Source organism: Capnocytophaga sp. HP1101 (assembly GCF_054772415.1).
On record NZ_BPUU01000004.1, the window covers coordinates 26,283 to 47,737 of the forward strand.

21 protein-coding genes, 1 other RNA gene and 1 pseudogene are annotated in these 21,455 nt (G+C 39.1%); 17 read left to right on the forward strand and 6 right to left on the reverse strand.

Translation table 11 applies throughout. The features are described 5' to 3' along the window. Positions 1-272: 272 nt before the first annotated feature. The 4 genes from rpsU to RCZ04_RS03630 all read right to left on the reverse strand — a co-directional run bounded on the left by rpsU (position 273) and on the right by RCZ04_RS03630 (position 2,138). Positions 273-467, reverse strand: coding sequence for a 30S ribosomal protein S21 (gene rpsU / locus RCZ04_RS03615; protein ID WP_009413086.1), 195 nt, complete (start codon positions 465-467; stop codon positions 273-275). A gap of 82 nt (positions 468-549) precedes the next feature. Beyond that, positions 550-1,131 (reverse strand): TatD family hydrolase, encoded by a 582-nt coding sequence (locus tag RCZ04_RS03620; RefSeq protein WP_460484594.1) that lies wholly within the window; start codon positions 1,129-1,131, stop codon positions 550-552. 23 nt (positions 1,132-1,154) lie between these two features. Continuing rightward, positions 1,155-1,631, reverse strand: coding sequence for a CAP domain-containing protein (locus tag RCZ04_RS03625; RefSeq protein WP_460484595.1), 477 nt, complete (start codon positions 1,629-1,631; stop codon positions 1,155-1,157). A gap of 87 nt (positions 1,632-1,718) precedes the next feature. Next, on the reverse strand, positions 1,719-2,138 hold the full coding sequence (locus RCZ04_RS03630) for a nucleoside-diphosphate kinase (protein WP_460484596.1): 420 nt from the start codon (positions 2,136-2,138) through the stop codon (positions 1,719-1,721). Positions 2,139-2,276: 138 nt separating this feature from the next. On the opposite strand from RCZ04_RS03630, the gene ffs reads away from it, so the two are divergent. Next, positions 2,277-2,375, forward strand: an RNA gene (gene ffs, locus RCZ04_RS03635) — signal recognition particle sRNA small type. Positions 2,376-2,402: 27 nt separating this feature from the next. Here the strand turns inward: ffs and RCZ04_RS03640 are convergent. Together RCZ04_RS03640 and RCZ04_RS03645 are read right to left on the reverse strand one after the other, a co-directional pair. Further along, the gene (locus RCZ04_RS03640) at positions 2,403-3,128 is read right to left on the reverse strand and encodes a TerB family tellurite resistance protein (protein ID WP_460484597.1); all 726 of its coding nucleotides are present in this window, start codon (positions 3,126-3,128) and stop codon (positions 2,403-2,405) included. 87 nt (positions 3,129-3,215) lie between these two features. Further along, positions 3,216-4,076, reverse strand: a complete 861-nt coding sequence (locus RCZ04_RS03645) for a hypothetical protein (RefSeq protein WP_460484598.1) — start codon at positions 4,074-4,076, stop codon at positions 3,216-3,218. 699 nt (positions 4,077-4,775) lie between these two features. On the opposite strand from RCZ04_RS03645, the gene RCZ04_RS03650 reads away from it, so the two are divergent. The 16 genes and pseudogenes from RCZ04_RS03650 to porL all read left to right on the forward strand — a co-directional run bounded on the left by RCZ04_RS03650 (position 4,776) and on the right by porL (position 21,442). Continuing rightward, positions 4,776-6,065: a peptidoglycan DD-metalloendopeptidase family protein gene (locus RCZ04_RS03650; RefSeq protein WP_460484599.1), complete on the forward strand. Its 1,290-nt coding sequence runs from the start codon at positions 4,776-4,778 to the stop codon at positions 6,063-6,065. A 272-nt stretch (positions 6,066-6,337) separates the two neighbouring features. Beyond that, positions 6,338-6,670 (forward strand): annotated as a pseudogene (gene dcm, locus RCZ04_RS03655) (DNA (cytosine-5-)-methyltransferase); the annotation flags it as partial. Between the two features lie 17 nt (positions 6,671-6,687). After that, complete coding sequence (locus tag RCZ04_RS03660; RefSeq protein ID WP_460484600.1) at positions 6,688-7,437, forward strand: protein NO VEIN domain-containing protein; 750 nt, start codon at positions 6,688-6,690, stop codon at positions 7,435-7,437. A 5-nt stretch (positions 7,438-7,442) separates the two neighbouring features. Further along, the gene (locus RCZ04_RS03665) at positions 7,443-7,703 is read left to right on the forward strand and encodes a hypothetical protein (RefSeq protein ID WP_460484601.1); all 261 of its coding nucleotides are present in this window, start codon (positions 7,443-7,445) and stop codon (positions 7,701-7,703) included. A gap of 491 nt (positions 7,704-8,194) precedes the next feature. Next, entirely contained in the window at positions 8,195-9,814 is a 1,620-nt protein-coding gene (gene pgi / locus RCZ04_RS03670; RefSeq protein ID WP_460484602.1) for a glucose-6-phosphate isomerase, read from the forward strand. An 82-nt stretch (positions 9,815-9,896) separates the two neighbouring features. After that, a complete protein-coding gene (gene map, locus RCZ04_RS03675) occupies positions 9,897-10,703 on the forward strand; it encodes a type I methionyl aminopeptidase (protein WP_460484603.1) in 807 nt (268 codons plus the stop codon). Positions 10,704-10,788: 85 nt separating this feature from the next. Then, positions 10,789-10,953: an antitoxin gene (locus RCZ04_RS03680; protein ID WP_460484604.1), complete on the forward strand. Its 165-nt coding sequence runs from the start codon at positions 10,789-10,791 to the stop codon at positions 10,951-10,953. A gap of 34 nt (positions 10,954-10,987) precedes the next feature. Continuing rightward, positions 10,988-12,736 carry an aspartate--tRNA ligase family protein gene (gene aspS, locus RCZ04_RS03685; RefSeq protein WP_460484605.1) on the forward strand — a complete coding sequence of 583 codons (1,749 nt, stop codon included), beginning with the start codon at positions 10,988-10,990 and terminating at the stop codon, positions 12,734-12,736. Between the two features lie 153 nt (positions 12,737-12,889). Beyond that, entirely contained in the window at positions 12,890-13,504 is a 615-nt protein-coding gene (locus RCZ04_RS03690) for a DUF7691 family protein (RefSeq protein WP_460484606.1), read from the forward strand. A gap of 856 nt (positions 13,505-14,360) precedes the next feature. After that, positions 14,361-14,951: an outer membrane beta-barrel protein gene (locus RCZ04_RS03695; protein WP_460484607.1), complete on the forward strand. Its 591-nt coding sequence runs from the start codon at positions 14,361-14,363 to the stop codon at positions 14,949-14,951. A gap of 378 nt (positions 14,952-15,329) precedes the next feature. Next, positions 15,330-15,908 carry an outer membrane beta-barrel protein gene (locus RCZ04_RS03700; RefSeq protein ID WP_460484608.1) on the forward strand — a complete coding sequence of 193 codons (579 nt, stop codon included), beginning with the start codon at positions 15,330-15,332 and terminating at the stop codon, positions 15,906-15,908. Positions 15,909-16,439: 531 nt separating this feature from the next. Beyond that, positions 16,440-16,628: a hypothetical protein gene (locus RCZ04_RS03705; protein WP_460484609.1), complete on the forward strand. Its 189-nt coding sequence runs from the start codon at positions 16,440-16,442 to the stop codon at positions 16,626-16,628. Further along, on the forward strand, positions 16,607-16,909 hold the full coding sequence (locus RCZ04_RS03710) for a type II toxin-antitoxin system RelE/ParE family toxin (protein ID WP_460484610.1): 303 nt from the start codon (positions 16,607-16,609) through the stop codon (positions 16,907-16,909). Before RCZ04_RS03705 ends, RCZ04_RS03710 begins: the two co-directional genes overlap by 22 nt. Before the next feature lie 27 nt (positions 16,910-16,936). Beyond that, complete coding sequence (locus RCZ04_RS03715; protein WP_460484611.1) at positions 16,937-19,060, forward strand: prolyl oligopeptidase family serine peptidase; 2,124 nt, start codon at positions 16,937-16,939, stop codon at positions 19,058-19,060. A 278-nt stretch (positions 19,061-19,338) separates the two neighbouring features. Continuing rightward, positions 19,339-20,715, forward strand: coding sequence for a T9SS ring complex lipoprotein PorK/GldK (porK, locus tag RCZ04_RS03720; protein ID WP_460484612.1), 1,377 nt, complete (start codon positions 19,339-19,341; stop codon positions 20,713-20,715). Positions 20,716-20,773: 58 nt separating this feature from the next. Continuing rightward, entirely contained in the window at positions 20,774-21,442 is a 669-nt protein-coding gene (gene porL, locus RCZ04_RS03725) for a type IX secretion system motor protein PorL/GldL (RefSeq protein ID WP_460484613.1), read from the forward strand. Positions 21,443-21,455 lie beyond the last annotated feature (13 nt).

The following is a 21,455-nucleotide window of genomic DNA, read 5'->3' on the forward strand; positions in this document are numbered from 1 at the left end:
TGAATATTTTTATAACAAATAAATTTGCTTTTCTCATCTTCATTTTTGTATACATACAAAACATAAATAACCAAATATTTTAGTGTTTTTTCTTCCTCAAGTTATGCACAATTTAAGAATAAATAATGAACAATATATTGTCGCTTTCCCGTCACACATTCCCATAATCAATAAGTTAATCTAGCCCTTGATTTGCATAAACAACATTGAAATAAAAAAGTAGGAACAGATAGTATCTATTCCTACTTAAAAATAAATATTTCCACAATGAACTATACTTCTTCTTGATCTTTCAAGTGTTGAATGTATTGTGCTTTTTGGATTTCGGTTCTTCTGCGCACAGAAGGTTTAGTGAAATGTTGTCTTTCACGTAGTTCACGAACCACACCTGTACGGTCGAATTTGCGTTTGTAACGTTTTAAAGCTTTATCGATGCTTTCTCCGTCTTTTAAAGGAATTATTAACATAAGTGATACACCCCCTTTCAATTTTCAGGGCGCAAAGGTATGAAGTAATTTGTAAATGAGCAAATTTTTTAAGTAGAAAATTTTAATTTTCAGTTATCTGAATAGCCATACTGGTTAAATTACTAATAACTGAAACCTCACTGTCATCACTTTCAAAAAACCTGTATTCACTTGGAATCTTCTTAAAAACTTCTTGTAATTGGGCAGAATAGAGTAGGGGAGAGCCAAATGAAAGTGCAATCCCGTGAGCGATGAGCTCTTGAGCTACTTTAAGGTTTTTCCGAAAGCCGTGTAATATCCAAAGTTGTTTGCTTTTAGTAATTTTTCGCAGGTGAATAACTTCAGCATAAGCTTTCACACAGTGAATAATAAGAGGAAGTTGTAATGTTTCAGCTAACTGAATATGCTTTAAGAAGATTTCTTGTTGTAAGGGTAGGGGAGAGGAGATATTCTTATCGAGCCCGCATTCACCTATAGCCCAGCAGTTAAAATGCTGGGCTATAGGTATGAGTACGTTCCATTGCGCTTCCCAATCCTCTAAATACCAAGGGTGAATACCCACTGAAAAAGGCTCATCAGTAACAGCAGTAAGTGGGTATTGATTGCGAATTACTAAAATATCGGCAGTTGAGTGCTGGGTATGCGAATGAACGTCGAGGTACATTTTTAGGAAGTAGGAATTAGAAATTAAGGGTAAGGAGCAGCAAAGAGTTGCGTCCAATACTTACCACTGCGAGCGACACCTACTTCAGTAACTTGTGCATTCATAATATTTTCACAATGTCCAGGACTGGAGAGCCAGCTTTTCATTGCTTGTTCTTCAGTTTCTTGTCCCATAGCTACGTTTTCAGCCCACGTAGTCCATTTATAGCCTGCGTTAGTAAGCCTCTTACCAGGACCGTCACCGTTTTTGCTGTTGTGAGTCATTGTATTGTGGCGTTGCATATCGTCGCTATGAGCTTTGGCTACTTTTTCCAGTGTTTTATTCCACTTTAGAGGTGGTACTGGTTTAAAGTAGTTACTTCCACACTTGCAACCTTTTTGTCGTTGCTGGTTAATAAGGGCTAGCATTTTGTTAGAGTTTGAGTCCTTTGTTGGCTCACTATCTTGTGATTTACTACACTGTAGTGATAGGAGCGCTAAGAGTAGGATTAAGATTCTCATTTTATTTAGATAATTAATTAAAAAGATAATAAGTGAAAAGAGTCAGTTCAGTTGCACTTATTTTGCAGTTAAAAATCATTATTTATTTTAAAATATCTCACGTTCTGAGAAATGAAAATGACTTTCAATAGAGGCATTCTCATCACTATCAGAGCCGTGAACGGCGTTTTCTGTTAATGAAGTAGCATATTTCTTACGCAGTGTACCTTCGGCAGCTTCTTCGGGGTTGGTACTTCCTAAAAGCTTACGGAAGCTCGCTACAGCATCGTCTTTTTCGAGGATTGCTGCTACAATAGGCCCACGTGTCATAAAGTTCAGTAAACTCTCAAAGAAAGGTTTACCTTTGTGAACGGCGTAAAACTGCTCGGCATCACGGCGAGTGAGTTGTGTGAATTTCATTGCTTTGATAGTAAAACCTGCAACAATGATATCGGATAGAATAGACCCTATATAGCCGTGTTCTACAGCATCAGGTTTAATCATTGTAAGGGTTCTGTTTGTTGCCATTTTTTTAAGTTTAGAGTTATGAATTATCAGTTTATAATTAAGTTAGCAGATGGGGTTAGCAATGATAAATTTGGTACAAAGATACAACTTTTTTTGAAAAAAACTTGCAGTGTGATAAAAAAGTTGTACTTTTGTCGCCGGCAAGTCCTACACGACCAGCTCCTGAAAAATCCTCCAGGGTGGGAACACAGCAAAGGTATTCGGTTGTAGCGGTGCGATGTAGGTAGCTTGCCACTTTTTTGTTTATAGGGGTTAGCTATTTGGTTAGTTCATTCCTCTTTGGCGTGCGATTTGTTCATAGGCTTGTTGTACTTGCTTGAACTTTTCTTCAGCGCCTTTTTTTATGGCTTCATCTTCTGTAATCACTCTATCGGGGTGATATTTTTTTGCCATATTTCTGTAAGCTTGTTTTACTTCAGCATCGGTAGCTTCGGGGCGTATGCCTAATATGGTATAAGCATTTTCATTAGGGGTTTGAGCATAGTTATTACTGCCATAGGTGCTAGCAAACATTGCTTTGATGCTTATAAAATCACTTTTTTCTACATTGAAGTAGTAGGCTATTTGCTCTATTTGGCGCACTTCGTCTTCACTTACTACGCCATCGGCTTGAGCGATACCGAAGAGAAAATAGAGGATTTGCAAGCGTGTTTCGTAGGTAGTACGCGCCCGCACGAACATTGCTACTCGGGGGGCTTCAATCTCTCGACCTTTTACCAGCTCGTTGAAACTGCGGAACACGGCATTGGCGCGTTCCTTACCATAAAGATGTACGAACTGCAAGCGCACGAAATCTAATTCGGCTTGAGTAACACGTCCGTTAGCTTTGATTACCAAAGAGCAGAGTGAGAGCAGGTTTAGCTCAAACGTAGCAGGGGTAATGTTTTGCTGAAACGGATTGCGCAAAGGCTCTCCGGTGGATAGTTGTTGGGTGAGTTGTCTAAAAATCCAAAAGAAAAAAAGGAATATAAGAATAGTGAATAAGCTCATACGATATAAAATTTAATAATGCCAATAATACCAATAATACCAGAAATGCCAATAATACTAATAATTAAAATATGAAGCTAATTCATATTAATAATATGTGATGTCTCTTTCGATGATGTATACTAATTTATCTTTGAGAAAGCATTTTTTCTCTATCCAATTGCCTTTTTCGTCGTATTGATAAGAAAAGGTATAGCTGACTTTCTTTGCTTTATTATTGGTTGTTTTTCCGAAGATTAAGTGCATTTCAGTAGGAAAGGGCTCTTTTTTATAGGTATACGCTGTTTCAAGACTTTTATTCTTCTCGTTGGATTTGGTTATTTGGTGGGTAACAAATCCGTTTTTGTTATACTTTGTTTTCTTGGTGTATTTTATGGATTTATCGGGATTGTAAACGGTGGCTTCTAATTGGTTATCTCTTTTGTCGTACTTATATGAGGAGTAGTTTTTAACGCTTTTATCGGTGTTGTAATAGGTGGCATAGGTGGGGTAACTTCGTTTGTTGGTATCGCTTGTGAGCACTAAGTATTGCTTCCCTGTTTTGGGGAAGTAGGCGGTTTTTTGCATTTTTTTCTCTTTATCGTCGTAAGTAAGGGTGTACTCGCGCAAAAGGGTATCGGTTTCGTCGTATACTTTGAGGTTGGTTTCACGGTTTTTATCGTCGTAAGTTACCTCTGTTTTATGGTTGAACGCATTTCGGTCGGCAAACATAATTTGCTGGATAACATTTCCTTGTTCATTGACTAAAAGAAACAGATTTTCATCGTAATAGAATTTCTTTACGGGGGTTTTATGAATGTGTTGTTTTTTGTTTTCTTTTACTTCATAGGGAATCACGCGCACGGATTTTACGTTTCCTTTTAGAAAGAGTTCTTTGAGCAAAAATATGTTCTGACCAAAAGCATAAGAGGTTGTTAGTAGGACGATTAACGTATAAAAATATTTCATAATAATTTGTTTTATGGGGGCAAAGATAACAATAATACTGATAATGCCAATAATGCCAGAAATACCAATCAAGGGTTTAATTAACTATTTGATTATAAACATCCCCCCTTTCACATACTCCGCTCTCGCGGACTTCCTTCAAAGGGGGAAATGTGATGCAAAGGCGACAATATGCTGTTAATCAATGATAATTATTTTTTAACTCTTGATTCATACTAATAATTTTAGGGGGAGTGAGGATAGGGATTTTCAAAAAGAAAAATATACTGTGGGTATAGGTACCTTATACGAACCTTATACGAATGTTGGACGATAGAAGGTGCTTTTTTGGAAGTTGCCCCTCTGCGAAATGGGGTTTTGGTGGAAAAATGTGCTACGTATGTTGCTTGTGAGGTAGAAAAATGTGCTGAATAGGGGAGGGGGTATTTGGGGTGTGCTGGGCTTTAAAAAGAAGGTGGGGAGAAGGGTAGTGGTAAGGGGGGTAAAAAGGGGATATAGAAGTGATTTGTGCAGATTGAGGAGAACAGTTTAATATATTAATTATGAATAAATTAAAGGCATTACAAAGTGCTTTTTTAGTTTTTTTATTTGCGTAGTTCATTTTTTATTTGCACCTTTGTAAAATTTTTTAATACACTTAGGCAGTAAATGGCTTGGTGTTTGTGAACTATAAAATATAAAAACAGAAACAAAAAACTTATGATGAAGAAAGTTCTTTACTTATCAATTTTTGCACTTCAGTTTTCGGTATTTACGGCTTGTAATGATACGGATAATGCTGGAAAGGCGACAGCTTCGGCTACTGTTAAAGCGCCGAAACCCCCTGTGTATGAATTTGGTTTTAACTTGAATGATTACACGATAGTGAAAGATACGATAAAGCAGGGAGACACCTTTGGTAAACTATTAGAAGAGAATAATATAGGTGCGGTGGATATTCATAATATCACCCAAAAAACCAAAGGGGAGTTTAATCCTAAAAACATACGTACGGGTAAGGTTTACGCTTTTTTGTACGATAAAAAAGACCCCTCGAAACCCCATAGCTTTATTTATCAGCCGAACGTTACGGATTACGTAGTGGTGCGTTTGGGCGACTCGGTTCACGCTTATAAGGCGCAACGCAAGGTAACGATTGTGGAAAAGGCATTGGCAGGAAATATCAACAGCAATCTTACAGTTGATGCGCTTGCGGCGGGTATCAGTGCGAATGCTACTTACCAAATGGGGCAGATTTTTGATTACACCATTGACTTTTTCCGTTTGCAAAAGGGTGATAACTTCAAGATTATTTATGAAGAACGTTATGTAGACGACACTATTTTTGCTGGGGTTGAGAGAGTGAAAGCGGCTTATTTTGAATGGCAAGGGAAGCCTTATTACGCTTTTAACTTCACTACCGATTCGATAAAAGGTACTAATGGTTATTATGACGAGAAGGGCAATATGATGAAGCGTATGTTTTTGAAATCGCCTTTGGATATCTTTCGTATAACCTCGAAGTTTGGAATGCGTTTTCACCCTATACTTCACCGTATGAAAGGACACTTTGGCACTGACTATGCAGCGCCTACCGGTACGCCTATACGGGTAACGGCTTCGGGGACAGTGATTGAGGCGGGCTATGGTTCGGGTAACGGTAACTATGTGAAGGTGCGCCACAACAATATGTATACAACTCAGTACTTGCATATGTCGAAAATATTAGCGCGCAGAGGGCAACACGTATCGCAAGGGCAGGTGATTGGGCTTGTGGGCAGTACCGGCTTAGCAACAGGTCCTCACGTGTGCTATCGTTTCTGGAAGAATGGAAGACAAGTAGACCCACTCAGAGAGAAATTACCAGAATCGGTGCCTATTGATGCGCGACTTAAAGCTAAATATTTGAAGGAGATTGCGCCACTAAAAGAACAGCTTGATGCGCTAAAAGCGACCCCTATTGAAATGGAAGAGGAGGTAACGAATGTACAAAAGCAAACGGTGTCGTAACAATGGTTAATGATTAGTGATTAATGGTTAATTGAGCAGAAGTACGAATTTTTATTAGAATAGAAGGTCGTAGCACGACGGGTAAGTACGAGTTACATAGGCGATTATATAAAGCAATTTTAATTGTTTTTAATGAGAACTTGATGTAAACGAGTGATGCTGTACTTCCAAAATAGGAACTAATTAATTTTTAAAATTAAAAGAGAATCAAGGATACGCCTTTGAGAAAGGGTTATTTAGGACTTTAGAGAGAAAAATAAGAGTTTTTGGATATGGGAAAAAGCGTTAAATTCATAGATTTATTTGCAGGGGTAGGGGGCTTCCGCTATGCTTTGCAGAATATAGGGGGTGAATGTGTCTTTTCGTCAGAATGGGATAAGTTCGCTCAGCAAACCTATAAGCTAAACTATGGAGAAGTTCCTTTTGGCGATATTACTTTACAAGAAACGAAAGATAATATTCCTAATGAATTTGATATACTTTGCGCAGGATTTCCTTGTCAAGCATTTTCTATAGCTGGATATCAAAAAGGTTTTGAAGACATTAGGGGAACACTCTTTTTTGAGATAGAAGAAATAGCAAGAAAGCATCGTCCTAAGGTTATTTTATAAGTATTGGAATTATGGCAAAGCATAAAAACTATGAATTACTTAATCTTTTAGGGTATGGATTAGCAAAATTTGACAATAACTTTGTTCGTCAATTTGGTTTTCATTCTAAAAGTAATTTCTATAATTATTTTGTTAGTTTAGGGGTAGCAGAAACAGGTAGTGTTGTTAAAAATAGAATGGATTTATTTGATCCTTTTTTTGATAATGGCAGAAAAGGCTGGTGGCAAAAAGGAGATGTTTATATTCATAGAAAATTGCTAATAGATAGTTTGTTTGGAGATGAAGATGTAATAGGATATGCTAATGTTGTGAAACTATTTCTAAAAGACTATTACAATGTATCAGGTATTAAAGTGGATGTAAGACCTATTGTAAAATCTAGATTTAGAAAAATGCAAGAAACAGGTTTAGAAGCTGAATTGTATTTTATGAGAAATTACCGAGCTATTGAGCTTTTTAAGAATGGAATTTTAGAAGACGCTCGGCTTTATGGTGATGGTTATGATTTTCAAGTAGATGTAAATATAAAATCTTTTTTAGCAGAAGTAAAAGGAATTCGTGAAAGAATAGGAGATTTTAGGCTTACAGAAAATGAGTTTAGAAAAGCTGAAGAATACAGTAATTATTATATAGTTACTTTAGTTATGAATATGAATGATATTCCACAATTTATAACTATTGAAAATCCTATTGAGAATTTAAAATTTCAAAAAGAAATATTGCCTGCAAAAGAACAAGTACAATATAGATTTAAACTTTAAGAATAATGATTACTTTTAAACAGAAGCAAGATTTTTTATTAAATTACTTATTTGTAGATCAGAAAAATTATCACGATAATTTTAGAAATGATTTTCTATTTTATATAGAAAGTGGAGATATAAACATAAAAATTCTTGATAAACTAAAAACAAAAAAGGAGATTATAGCTTGGGTTGATAAACTTCTTTCTATATACCATTTGAAATATGAAAATGAAATGAATTTGAAAGAGTTTTTGTTAATAGAAACAACTCAAAAGCATTAATGACAAATCCTAATAAAGCTCTTTCAGATTGGTTATTAAGAAAAGTTTTTCAGGTAAAAGAAGGAGAGCTTTTAACTATTGAGAAGATGAATGCATTAGGGTTTGATAGTATTATCATTATTAAGGAATGACGAAGAGAATTACAAAATAGATAAAGCGAGACTTGATAGTTATGAAGTTTTTATCAATGGAAGTTCTATCGGAAATGAAGAATAAGAAGAGAAAATAAGTTTTATTAAGTAAATAATTTGTCAATTATCAAATTAGACAATGGTGAGGCGTCATTATCTTGTAGTTTTGCACTCTGAAAAGACAGATGTTAGTTGCTATTACATAGATTATAATTAAACAAATAAAGAATTCAACTGATTATTAAGATAATTAACTTTGCCAAAGTTTCAAACTTTGGCAAAGTGAAAGGTGCAAAATTTACAGACTAATTTGTGATTAACTATAAAAAGAATAACAACATTAAACATATATAAATAAAAATGTTAAAAAATAGTAATCCAACACAAACCAATGCTTGGAAAGCATTGCAAAAACATTTTACTGAAGTAAAAGACCGCCATACGCTTTCTCTATTCGAGAAAGACCCTGCTCGCGGGGAGAAATTCGCCATCAAATGGCACGACTTCTATGTAGATTATTCTAAAAACCGCATAGACGAAGAAACTCTTAAACTCCTTGTGCAACTCGCCGAGGAATGTGGTTTAAAGGACGCTATTGGCAAATACTTCGGTGGCGACCTTATCAACAACACCGAAAAACGCGCCGTATTGCACACTGCTCTTCGCGCGCCCGAAAACAGCGTAGTAAACGTAGATGGCAAGAACGTAATGCCCGAAGTAGCAGCTGTAAAACACAAGATTAAACAATTCAGCGAAGAGGTCATCAGTGGTAAACGCAAAGGTTATACCGGTAAAGCCTTTACCGATGTGGTGAATATCGGTATCGGTGGCTCTGACCTAGGTCCGGCAATGGTAACAGAGGCGCTTAAATTCTATAAGAATCACCTCAACGTACATTTCATCAGCAATGTAGATGGTGACCACGTGCTCGAAACTATCAAGCACCTCAACCCCGAAACTACCTTGATAGTGATTGTATCTAAAACTTTCACAACACTCGAGACCCTTTCGAATGCGCTTACTGTAAAAGAATGGTTCCTAAAATCGGGTAGCGAAAAAGATATTGCTAAACACTTTGTAGCGGTGTCTACTAACTTGCAAGAGATTGACAAATTCGGTATCGACCCTGATAACGTATTCCCTATGTGGGACTGGGTAGGCGGACGCTTCTCATTGTGGAGTGCCGTAGGCTTGAGCATCGCCCTATCAGTAGGTTATGACAATTTTGATAAGTTGCTCAAAGGGGCTCACACTATGGACGAGCATTTCCGCACTGCTCCTTTTGAGAAGAATATTCCAGTAGTATTGGCATTGCTCAGCGTGTGGTACAACAACTTCTATGGAGCCGAAAGTCAAGCTATCATTCCTTATACTCAGTATTTGCACCGCTTGGCAGCTTACCTACAACAAGGTATAATGGAAAGTAACGGTAAACAAACCGATCGTGATGGCAACCCTGTAAGTTACCAAACAGGGGTAATCATCTGGGGTGAACCAGGAACGAACTCTCAACACGCGTTCTTCCAGCTCATTCACCAAGGTACTAAATTGATACCTACTGATTTCATTGGTTTTAAACACTCATTGCACGGCAATACCGACCACCACAACAAGCTAATGGCTAACTTCTTTGCACAAACTGAAGCCCTCCTCAAAGGTAAAACCGAAGCCGAAGTGCGCAAAGAAATGGGTGACAAGGTGAACGAAGCCTTAGTGCCTTTCAAAGTGTTTACAGGGAACCGCCCTACAACCTCTTTCTTGATTGACAAGCTCACTCCCGAAAGTCTCGGTAGCCTGATTGCAATGTACGAACACAAAATATTTGTAGAAGGCGTGATTTGGAACATCTACAGCTACGACCAATGGGGCGTAGAGCTCGGCAAACAGTTGGCAAGCAAAATCCTCAAAGATATTGCCGCTACTGAAATTTCCGCTCACGACAGCTCCACCACTAATTTGTTAAAACAATTCAAGAAATAGTTGTTAGCTTTTAGTCGTTAGTCGTTAGAATTTGGACTGTTCTAACGACTAACGACTAATGACTAACCTCTGACCACTAAAAATGATACATATCAGGACATCAGAAGAAATAGAACTATTACATCAGGCAGCGCAGGTAGTATCGCGCACTTTAGGCTTGATGGCTAAAGAAGTAAAACCAGGGGTAACTACCCTTTATCTCGATAAACTCGCCGAAGAGTACATCCGCAGTCAGGGAGCTATTCCAGGCTTTTTAGGCTTGTACGGATTCCCTAATACACTCTGTATGAGTCCTAATGCGCAAGTAGTACACGGTATCCCGAATGATCGCCCGCTACAGGAAGGCGACATTATTTCCATCGACTGTGGGGCGCTTAAGAACGGCTATTACGGCGACCACGCCTATACTTTTGAAGTAGGCGAAGTAGCCCCCGAAGTGAAAGAACTCTTGCGCGTAACTAAAGAATCGTTGTACATTGGTATTCGTCAGTTTCGCGCGGGCAACCGCGTAGGCGATGTGGGGCACGCTATCCAACAACACTGCGAGGCACACGGCTATGGGGTAGTACGCGAACTCGTAGGGCACGGCGTAGGACGCAAAATGCACGAAGACCCCGAAATGCCCAATTACGGCAAGCGCGGCAACGGCAAGAAGTTCAAGGACGGTATGGTAGTTGCTATTGAACCGATGATTAACTTAGGCACCAAGAGCATACGCCAACTCAAAGACGGCTGGACGATCCTCACTGCCGACGGTAAACCCTCCGCCCACTTTGAACACGATGTAGCCCTCATCGACGGCAAACCCAAATTGCTCTCCACCTTCAAATACGTGTACGAAGCCTTAGGTATTGAAAGCAATGAAGAAGAAGAGTTCTTACTGAATTAATTAGCAAATGGATGCAGCACTACACTTTGTCAAAGTCTACAACTTTGACAAAGGCTTAAATAAAAATTCTTAAAAACAATATATTATGTGTCTATTGGCATATTCAAAAAAACAAAATTCACGAGAAGAGAACCATATTCCTAATGAACTTACTCTCCAAGCAATGAGAGAAGCTGAAGCTATGGCTAAGGATAAGAACAAAAAGAAGTATGCTACTATTGAAGAATTAATAGAGTCTCTCAAAAAATAACTACTAACTAAAAATTCAAAAAAACTAACAGCAAATGTACAGAACTCATACCTGTGGGCAGCTACGCCTCACTAATGTAAATGAACAAGTAACCCTTAGCGGCTGGGTACAACGCATCCGCAATAAGGGATTTATGATTTGGGTAGACATACGCGACCGCTATGGCATTACCCAGCTCATCTTTGATGAAGAACGCACTGATAAAACAGTGTTTGAACAAGCTAAAACGCTCTCTCGCGAGGACGTGATCCAAATTCAAGGCTTCGTAATACAACGCGAAGCAATGAATACGAACATCCCTACCGGCGAAATTGAGATTTTGGTAACTAACCTTACCCTCCTCAACCACTCCGAAACTCCTCCTTTCACCATTGAAGACAATACCGACGGCGGTGAAGACCTCCGTATGAAATACCGCTATCTCGATATTCGCCGTACCCCCGTTCGCGAGAACCTTATCTTCCGCCACAAAGTGGGCATTATGGTGCGCAACTACCTCTCCGAACAAGGCTTTATTGAGGTGGAAACCCCCGTACTCATCAAATCAACCCCTGAAGGGGCGCGCGACTTTGTGGTACCCAGCCGTATGAACCCAGGCGAGTTTTACGCACTACCGCAATCACCGCAAACCTTTAAACAACTACTAATGGTAGGCGGTTTGGACAAATACTTCCAAATCGTAAAATGCTTCCGCGACGAAGACCTCCGTGCCGACCGTCAGCCGGAATTTACACAAATAGACTGTGAAATGTCGTTTGTAGAGCAAGAGGATATCATCCAAACCTTTGAAGGATTGGCTAAACACCTTTTGAAAGAACTCAAAGGCTTAGATTTTGGGGCTTTCCCTCGTATGACCTATGCCGAGGCGATGAAAACTTACGGTAACGACAAACCCGATATCCGATTTGGAATGAAGTTCGGCGAACTGAACGACCTCGCACAACACCGCGATTTCAAGGTATTCAACGAGGCTGAATTGGTAGTAGGTATTGCCGTACCAGATGCCAATAGCTACACCCGCAAGGAAATTGACGCGCTTATCGAATGGGTAAAACGCCCACAAATAGGTGCTTCTGGTATGGTATATGTAAAATGTAATGAAGACGGCACGTTTAAATCGTCAGTAGATAAGTTTTATAATGAGGACGACCTCAAAGCGTGGGCAGAACGCACCGGTGCCAAAGCAGGCGACCTTATCTGCATTCTATCAGGCAAAGCTAACAAAGTGCGTCCGCAACTCAGTGCCTTGCGTATGGAGCTCGCTGAGCGTCTTGGCTTGCGCAAACCCGATGAGTACGCTCCACTTTGGGTAGTTGATTTCCCTCTATTGGAGTGGAGTGAAGAGGAAAATCGCTTCTTTGCGATGCACCACCCCTTCACCTCACCTAAGCCAGAGGACATTCCGCTACTCAACAGCAACCCAGGGGCGGTACGCGCCAATGCTTACGACTTAGTACTCAACGGCAATGAAGTAGGTGGTGGTTCTATCCGTATTTTCGACCAAGGGTTACAAGCCAAGATGTTTGAGCTTTTAGGCTTTACCAAAGAACAAGCCGAAGCCCAATTCGGTTTCTTGATGAACGCCTTTAAGTACGGTGCACCTCCACACGGTGGTTTGGCCTTTGGCTTTGACCGACTCGTTGCCCTACTCGGCGGACAAGAAACCATCCGCGACTTTATCGCCTTCCCTAAAAACAACAGCGGTCGCGATGTGATGATTGATGCCCCCTCCCCTATTGATGAGGCACAACTGAAAGAACTCAGTATTACAATTAACAATTGATAATTGACAAAGGCCGTAGCGCGGTAGGCGTTAAGGACTTTGACAAAGTCTATTGAATAAAACAAAGGCTGTCATAAAGTGAGATTTGTGACAGCCTTTGTTGTTTTTAAGATTAGAAATACTATCTTTGTCCTTTCTTAAAAATAAATTCTTATGGGATACTATATGTTTGCTTACGGAGTAAAAACTCCTGAAATCAAAGCCGTTTTTGGCTCTAAAGACGAAGCGCTTTTGCAAAGAGTAAAAGCTAATGACACTTTCCAAAACTACGCTGAAGACGATGAAAACCACGAGACTACGCAAGCCCTTACCGATATAGTAATGGGCAACCCTTACACTCTCGAAGGCTATCACTACGGCTATGCCTTTATCGGGATTTGTGCAACACTGGGAGAGGAATTGCCCTATACACAGGAAATCAAATTTTGGTATGAAACCGACCTTATCAACCAAACCCTTCTAAGCGATGGGGGTATTGAGGTAGAAATAGATACCGAACTCTTCCCCGCTGACCATTTTCACCCTTTCCGCTTACCTAAAATAAAGGATTTCCCGATGATCAGTCTGCTCAATGAGGAACGCCTTAAAACCCTTGCCTCCTTACTGGGCAAAGTGCACAAAACTCCTGATGAAATTGAAGCTCTCATTGATGGCGACACTGAGGATGACGAAGACAAAGGCTATAGCTACGAGCATATTACAGGCTTAAAAGAAAACATCGCTTTTTGTCTTGACAACGGACTGGAGATGGTAGCGTTCTGCCATTAATTTACTGAGGTAGGCATACGAGCATTTAAGACTTCTAATGGTGTAGAGATTGAAACAAATAGGTTTTAGCTATACTTCTTTAGCTTAATTGATGTTATATTATTAAAGTCTCGCACAGATTACACGGATTGTACGGAAGAAGCAAAGTGTAAGTGGAGCCCCGATTCATTTACTGGGCAATTGCCGATAACCTTAAAAGGGGCGAAAACCTCCCCCTATTCACATACTCTGCTCTCGTTGTGCACATACCCAGCTGTGAGCCCTCGCTGGCTATCTCCAAAGGGGGAAGGTGTGACGGTCATCATACACAAAGCATATAATGAGATTATAATAAACTTTGGCAAAGAGGAAGTCGCAATTTTGCAAATCAATTTTGATGAAGTATAATAAAACAGCCAAAATATGTTAAATCACTGCTTTTTCTTCAGTTTTAAGAGCTGAGTATCTTAAATCTTTTTAAAAACTATAAACACTTAATAATCAGCGAAGAGCTTTACTTTTTATCTTTTACCTTTTAGCTACTTTAACCGAAGGTAAGACGAACCTAAGGCGAACCTAAACCGAAGCTAAGGCGAAGGAAAGATGGTAGAAAACTGAATATCAATTCATAAAAAAAGGCTGTAAAATTCTGAAGAAAATATGTTAAAAAACCGTTTTTAACAGAAAAAAACGCAATGCTATTTCATCAGGTTAGACGCACAAAATTAGTTAAGCAAAAGAAGTGTAGCTTGTGCTACAGAAATTAAACAAAAATCAATAAGAAAATTTTGTGAGCTTGCCTATTAATTTATTAGAACTTTTTGTCAATTGGAAATTATTTTATACTTTTGCTTTATAAACATTAAAATTCAATAGTATGAAAAAACATTTATTAGTAGTAGTAGCGGTTGTTTTTGCAACTGTTACCTACGCACAAACCGGAAAAGGGAACTGGATGGTAGGCGCCGATTTGGGTCTTTCATTTCAGTCTAAAAATGTAGTAGAGAAAGATGACCGGGTGCAATATATGGATCAGACAGTGACTACGTTTAAAATCACGCCTAACTTTAATTACTTTGTGGTTAATAACTTAGCTGTAGGTTTAGGAGTGGGCTATGAGCACTCAAGAGATAAGAGAGCGAATAGCAGTTGGGATACAGAATCAAACACTTTTATAATTGCGCCTAATGTGCATTACTATTTCCCTACCGGAGGAAGTTTAGCACCTTTTGTGGGGGCAAGAGTTGGTTATACTACCAGAAAGAACCCGATAGGGTTGCGCACTGGTGACTGGAATGGTTTGGTAGTAGGTGGTAAAGCAGGTGTGGCTTACTTTGTGAACCGAGGAGCTGCTCTTACAGCGTATGCCGAGTATGACCATTTTTCATTGAAACATACTGAACAAAAGGATCGTAAAACTAAGGAAGGTATTTTGGGTGTAGGTTTAGGAGTAGCCTTGTTCTTTTAGGTGTGAGGTCGTAGCACGACAGGCAGGTGCGAGCCGCACAGGCGAGTGTGAGCCACACGGGCGAAGTAAAAATAGAGAATTAGAAGATTTGGAAATTAGCAAATGAGTAGAGACCTTCCCCCAGCCCCCTCCAAAGGGGGAATGTAGTGATGCAAAGTCTGTGACAGCAGGGTATGTGATGACGATGTACAGTAAATCAAATATGATTATTTATAACTCTTGATTTGTATTAGGGGTTAAGAGAGAAAAAGGATAGTGGAGGTATGGAATAAGCATTTTAATGGCTGAGGTAAAATGAAAAATTCTTTTAAAAAACTTGCGCATTCAAAAATAAGTAGTACCTTTGCCTTATTAATAACAATAAAAATATAGAATTGTATGAAAAAATTTTTATTAATCGTAGCAGTTGCTTTTGCGAGCGCTACATACGCACAAACAGAAAAAGGGAACTGGATGGTAGGTTCCGATTTGTCTCTTTCATTTGAGTCTGAAAAAACAGTTACTAGACTTGATGGAACAAAGCAAAGTGAAGGAACTGTTTCTACATTCAAAATTACGCCAAACTTAAATTACTTTGTGATTAATAACTTAGCAGTAGGTTTAGGACTAGGCTATGAAAGTAAAAAAACAAAAGATGTAGATGGTGCTGATAACACCTTTACTATCGCTCCTACTGCACATTATTATTTTCCTATCGGAGGAAAATTGGCACCTTTTGTAGGAGCTAAAGTAGGATATGCTCACAAATCTAAAAAAGGCTCAACAAGTGACGCTAATAAATGGAACGGTTTAGTAGTAGGAGGTAAAGCAGGTATTGCTTACTTTGTGAATGATGGAGCTGCTCTTACAGGTTATGTAGGTTATGACCATTTTTCTTTAAAGAATAAACAAGCAAACAAACTTAAAGCTAATCAAGGCACTTTTGGTGTTGGTGTTGGAGTAGCTTTGTTCTTCTAAACTGAGAAATTTTCATAACTATAATATGGGTGTTTTAAAAAGTAGTAATATTTTTTAGGACACCCTTTTTAGGTAAAAGGTGCGAGCCGCACGAGCAGTCTTAGCACGGCGGGCGAAGAAGCAAATGGGGAGCTGGGAAGAGTTTTTTAGATTGGTCGGATATTTCGGGGATTCGGAGAAGGGCTCTGAAGAACTCGGAGGGGACTCGGAGAGACTTGGGGAATCACTTATTCGACTATTGCGGGCTACCCTAAAAAAGGGGATAACCTCCCCCTATTCACATACTCTGCTCTCGCAGACTACCTCCGAAGGGGGAATGTAGTGACGGGAAAAGAGATGAAACCTCCCCCTAATTCACTTAGAGGTGCGAGATGCACGGGTAGTGGAAAAAATTAGCAAATTAGCAAATGGGAGCTGTGGGTGGAAAATAATAAAGATTTATGAAAGAAGATAGAATAACAGAATTAGGTTTAATAGAGATGATAAAAGCATTTTCTTAAGGGTCAAATATACAAAAGAAATATTTTGAAGATGGAAACAGATGTTTTAACAGAAAATCCTTATACTTCTAAAATAGAGGAAAAGGCAGAAAAACTTACAGAGGCAGAACGCCAAAGAATAGAATGGGCTCTCAAAGAGGAAAGCTTAGGTTTGGTAGTTTCTAATGAAGAGGTAATGCGCGAAGCAAGAGAACTGTTATGCCAACGAAAAAGAAAATAGATTGGACGCGCACTGCAAAAATTGAGTTCAACGAAGAGATAATTTATTGGATAGACGAAAAGGATAATTATGCTTATGCCGAAAGAATTATAAATGAAACTGAAAAAGCGCTAACTTTTATAGCAGAAAAACCATATAGTTGTACTCCAACAGACTATGAGAATATCCGTAAAGCATTTGTGCTAAATCGTTATACTATATTTTTTAAGATAAATCAAGAAGACATAAAAATATTGTATTTCTTTAATAAAGACGATAACCCTGAAAAGATAAAACTATAATATCAGTTTAATAAAAAATAATTGAATATGAAACATAGACTATTTCCTGTAGCGTTACTGCTTTTAGTAGCCTGCAATGAGAACGCTAACAACACAAACGACGAAAAAATGAACTATCCTGAGACGCGTATGGATAATACCGTTGATACTTACTTCGGTACTCAAGTGCCTGACCCTTACCGTTGGCTTGAAGACGACCGCTCGGCTGAAACCGCTGAATGGGTAAAAGCTCAAAACGACTTTACTTTTGGTTATCTTTCTAAAATACCTTACCGCCAAGCCATAAAGGAGAAACTTGAGAAACTCTGGAACTATGAAAAAATCAGCGCACCTTTTACTGAAGGTGATTATACCTATTATTATAAGAACGACGGCTTACAAAACCAGTCGGTATTGTACCGCAAAGATAAAGAGGGTAGGGAAGAGGTGTTTTTAAACCCTAATACGTTCTCTAAAGATGGAACCACTTCATTAGGCGATATTGCTTTTTCCGAAGATGGGTCATTAGTAGCTTATCTCATTTCAGAAGGTGGTAGCGATTGGCGTAAGGGCATTGTTCTCAACGCTAAAACCAAAGAGGTAATAGGCGACACTTTAGTAGACATCAAATTCAGTAGTGTAGCGTGGAAAGGCAATGAAGGTTTCTTCTACTCCAGCTATGATAAACCTAAGGGCAGTGAGCTATCGGCAAAAACCGACCAGCATAAGCTCTATTATCACAAGCTCGGTACGTCCCAAAAGAGCGATGTACTCATCTTTGGTGGTACACCCGCTGAGAAATACCGCTATGTATCGGGCACAGTATCCAATGACGGGAAATATCTCTTTATCTCAGTTGCCAATGCGACCTCAGGCAATAAGCTGTTTGTAAAAGATTTGTCTAATCCTAAATCTTCATTGGTAACCATTACCAACACCTTTGATGGCGATACAGGATTTGTAAACAACCAAGGTACAACCCTCTTTTTGGAAACGAATCTCAATGCGCCTAACGGTCGGTTGGTGAAAGTAGACTTTAAAAATCCACAGCCAGAGCATTGGCAAGATGTTATTCCTGAAACTAAAAATGTACTCAGTATTACTACCGCAGGCAAATATTTATTTGCTAAATATATGGTAGATGCACTTTCTCAGGTAAAACAATACGATTACGAGGGGAAACTCATTCGCGAAGTGAAACTCCCCAGTATAGGTAGTGTAGGAGGTTTTTATGCTAAAAAAGACGAGACCCACACCTATTTTAGTTTTACTAATTACGCTTATCCGACTCAAATATATAAAATGGATTTGGCAACCGGAGCTACCGAACTTTATTGGAAACCTGCGATTGCCTTTGACGCTAATAATTACGAATCAAAACAAGTGTTCTACACTTCTAAAGACGGCACCAAAGTACCGATGATGATTACCTATAAAAAAGGAATCAAGCTTAACGGCAAAAACCCTACTTTATTATATGGATATGGGGGTTTCAATATAAGTTTAATGCCTACCTTCAGTGTTTCCAATGCGGTGTGGTTAGAACTTGGAGGCGTATATGCTGTGCCTAACTTGCGCGGAGGCGGGGAGTACGGCAAACAATGGCACGATGCAGGTACTAAGATGCAAAAGCAAAATGTGTTTGATGATTTTATAGCTGCAGGTGAATATCTCATCAAAGAAAAATACACTTCAGCTGAGTATCTTGCTATTAAAGGAGGCTCTAACGGAGGGCTCTTAGTAGGAGCTACTATGTTGCAACGCCCAGACCTATTTAAGGTAGCCTTACCCGCAGTGGGAGTGATGGATATGTTGCGTTATCACACTTTTACAGCAGGAGCGGGCTGGGCTTATGATTATGGTACAGCTGACGACAGCAAAGAAATGTTTGAATACTTGAAAGCCTATTCGCCTGTACACAATGTAAAACAAGGAGTTGCTTATCCAACCACTCTTATTACCACAGGAGATCACGACGATAGGGTAGTACCCGCCCATAGCTTTAAGTTTGCTGCCGAATTGCAAGCAAAACAAGCGGGCAATAACCCTGTACTGATAAGGATAGAAACCAATGCAGGTCACGGAGCAGGTACGCCAGTGAGCAAAACAATAGAACAAAACACCGATTTGCAAGCCTTTACTCTTTGGAATATGGGAATTAAAAAGCTTTAATAAAAGGAGTAGAAGGAAGGTAAAAAAAGGGTTCGTAACAATATTACACAATCTTTTTATACTATTTATTACCCAGAAGTGTTTACAAAAGAAGTATTAAATGGGGTAAAAAGTAAACTCATTCTTTCACTTTTTTTTTACATTTCGGGGGGTAAAAAGGGCTAAAATGTAAAAATAGTGTTAAAATTTACAGGTTGTTGAAAAATATTATTGGATAAATTTTGTGTGTATAAAATAAATGCGTACGTTTGCGCCCTAATTAAATGTGAATTTAAACAATGTTTATGGCAAGAAGAATATTTGTAATGCTACTTGTACTATCAGTACTGGCTGCGTGTAAGCGTGGCGGTGGCGACAGCAAAGGAGAGCTTGTAGGTGTTAAGGGGAAAAGCTGGAAACAGCCGGCTCCTTACGGTATGACGCTTATTCCGAGTGGTTCTTTCATTATGGGTAGTTCCGATGATGATAAAACTGCGAGTTTTAATGCACCAGTGAAAACTGTGAGCGTTGGGTCGTTCTATATGGACGAGACCGAAATCACAAATAGTGAGTATCGCCAGTTTGTGAATTGGGTTCGCGATTCAATTATCCGTACTCAGTTAGCTGAAATGGCGGAACAAACCGGTCAGAGCCAAGGTGGTGGAGGTATTGGTGAATACGCATACTTAGATGCGAACACCGAGAAGTTGAATGCTTACCAGCAGTATCTTCAAAACACATATGGCGACCAAAAAGCACGAAAATTGAACAAGAAAGTAGCACTTATTTGGGACACCAATAAGTTCCCAGATGAATACTACTCGGAAGTGATGGACAAAATGTATTTGCCCGAAGAAGAAGCATACAACGGCAAACGCATTATGGACGTTCAGAAGTTCGAGTTTAAATATCAATGGCTTGATATGGATAAAGCCGCTCGTACGAGAGGTAACCGTAAAGACTTCATCAAAGAAGAAATCGTGAAAGTATATCCTGATACTACTGTGTGGATTCGCGACTTCAACTACTCTTATAACGAGCCAATGCACAACGACTATTTTTGGCACGAAGCCTATGGCGACTACCCTGTGGTAGGCGTTAGTTGGATTCAAGCTAAAGCCTTCTGCGAATGGCGTACCCTCAACAAAAACTCTTATCAAAAATCAAAAGGAGACTACACTGTAAACTCTTTCCGTTTGCCAATTGAATCGGAATGGGAATACGCAGCACGTGGTGGTCTGCCAAGTGGTACTTACCCTTGGGGAGGTCCTTATACCTATGATGATAGAGCTTGTTTCCTCGCAAACTTTAAACCAATGCGTGGTGACTATGCGGTTGATAACGCACTTTATACCGTAGAAGCTAAGTCATACGAACCTAATGGTTATAACCTCTACAATATGGCAGGTAACGTATCAGAATGGACAAACACTTCATATGACCCCAATTCATATGAATATATGTCTACTATGAATCCTAACGTACTTGACGATAAAAATCACCGTAAAGTAATACGTGGTGGTTCTTGGAAAGACGTTGCCTTTATGTTGCAAGTGAACACCCGTGATTATGAGTACCAAGACTCAGCTCGTAGTTATATAGGGTTCCGTACCGTACAAGATTTTATGGGTATCAGCGACAAACAACAGGCTAAATCAGCAAGAGGATACAGATAATATTAAAAGAAAAATCAAACTAATTAACTAATAAAATTAACAAATAAAAAAAAGTCTTATGGCAGGAAGTAGATCAACAAAGAAATTGTTTAATATGGTTTATGGTATAGGTGCCTCAATTGTAATTATCGGTGCCTTAGCCAAAATTTTGCACGTGGATATCTTAGGTATCAGCGGTGGCGTATTGTTAGCAATAGGGATGGGAACAGAAGCAGTAGTCTTCTTCTTATCAGCCTTTGAACCAATAGATGAAGAGTTCGATTGGTCATTGGTTTATCCTGAGCTAAAAGGAGGTGCTCCATCAGGACGCCAAGGAGCATTGGCTTTACAGTCGGCTCAAGAAGATAAGATTCTTAAAGAATCATTATCACAAAAATTAGATGGTATTTTAGCAGAGGCACGTATCGATGCTAATATGATGCGTTCATTAGGAAGATCAATTGAAAACTTCGCAGAAGCAAGTAAAGAAATCGCTCCAGTGGCTAACACAATGGTGGCTACTCACAAATACGGTGAAGAGCTTTCAGCAGCAGCATCAAATTTAGAGTCATTAAACAGCCTTTACAAATTACAATTAGAGAGAACAGAAAGACAAGTATCTGCACAGGCAGGTGTTGTTGATAACTTAGATTCATTAAATCAGCAAATGCTTACGTTTAAAGACAACTTGAGATCTTTGAACACTATCTATGGAGGAATGTTATCTGCAATGGGCGGCGCACGATAAGAGTAATTATTTA

Bases quoted from the DNA above. Each gene is read 5' to 3' on its own strand.
- rpsU (WP_009413086.1), bottom strand. From the start codon at position 467: ATGTTAATAATTCCTTTAAAAGACGGAGAAAGCATCGATAAAGCTTTA.
- RCZ04_RS03620 (WP_460484594.1), bottom strand. From the start codon at position 1,131: ATGTACCTCGACGTTCATTCGCATACCCAGCACTCAACTGCCGATATT.
- RCZ04_RS03625 (WP_460484595.1), bottom strand. From the start codon at position 1,631: ATGAGAATCTTAATCCTACTCTTAGCGCTCCTATCACTACAGTGTAGT.
- RCZ04_RS03630 (WP_460484596.1), bottom strand. From the start codon at position 2,138: ATGGCAACAAACAGAACCCTTACAATGATTAAACCTGATGCTGTAGAA.
- RCZ04_RS03640 (WP_460484597.1), bottom strand. From the start codon at position 3,128: ATGAGCTTATTCACTATTCTTATATTCCTTTTTTTCTTTTGGATTTTT.
- RCZ04_RS03645 (WP_460484598.1), bottom strand. From the start codon at position 4,076: ATGAAATATTTTTATACGTTAATCGTCCTACTAACAACCTCTTATGCT.
- RCZ04_RS03650 (WP_460484599.1), top strand. From the start codon at position 4,776: ATGATGAAGAAAGTTCTTTACTTATCAATTTTTGCACTTCAGTTTTCG.
- RCZ04_RS03660 (WP_460484600.1), top strand. From the start codon at position 6,688: ATGGCAAAGCATAAAAACTATGAATTACTTAATCTTTTAGGGTATGGA.
- RCZ04_RS03665 (WP_460484601.1), top strand. From the start codon at position 7,443: ATGATTACTTTTAAACAGAAGCAAGATTTTTTATTAAATTACTTATTT.
- pgi (WP_460484602.1), top strand. From the start codon at position 8,195: ATGTTAAAAAATAGTAATCCAACACAAACCAATGCTTGGAAAGCATTG.
- map (WP_460484603.1), top strand. From the start codon at position 9,897: ATGATACATATCAGGACATCAGAAGAAATAGAACTATTACATCAGGCA.
- RCZ04_RS03680 (WP_460484604.1), top strand. From the start codon at position 10,789: ATGTGTCTATTGGCATATTCAAAAAAACAAAATTCACGAGAAGAGAAC.
- aspS (WP_460484605.1), top strand. From the start codon at position 10,988: ATGTACAGAACTCATACCTGTGGGCAGCTACGCCTCACTAATGTAAAT.
- RCZ04_RS03690 (WP_460484606.1), top strand. From the start codon at position 12,890: ATGGGATACTATATGTTTGCTTACGGAGTAAAAACTCCTGAAATCAAA.
- RCZ04_RS03695 (WP_460484607.1), top strand. From the start codon at position 14,361: ATGAAAAAACATTTATTAGTAGTAGTAGCGGTTGTTTTTGCAACTGTT.
- RCZ04_RS03700 (WP_460484608.1), top strand. From the start codon at position 15,330: ATGAAAAAATTTTTATTAATCGTAGCAGTTGCTTTTGCGAGCGCTACA.
- RCZ04_RS03705 (WP_460484609.1), top strand. From the start codon at position 16,440: ATGGAAACAGATGTTTTAACAGAAAATCCTTATACTTCTAAAATAGAG.
- RCZ04_RS03710 (WP_460484610.1), top strand. From the start codon at position 16,607: ATGCCAACGAAAAAGAAAATAGATTGGACGCGCACTGCAAAAATTGAG.
- RCZ04_RS03715 (WP_460484611.1), top strand. From the start codon at position 16,937: ATGAAACATAGACTATTTCCTGTAGCGTTACTGCTTTTAGTAGCCTGC.
- porK (WP_460484612.1), top strand. From the start codon at position 19,339: ATGTTTATGGCAAGAAGAATATTTGTAATGCTACTTGTACTATCAGTA.
- porL (WP_460484613.1), top strand. From the start codon at position 20,774: ATGGCAGGAAGTAGATCAACAAAGAAATTGTTTAATATGGTTTATGGT.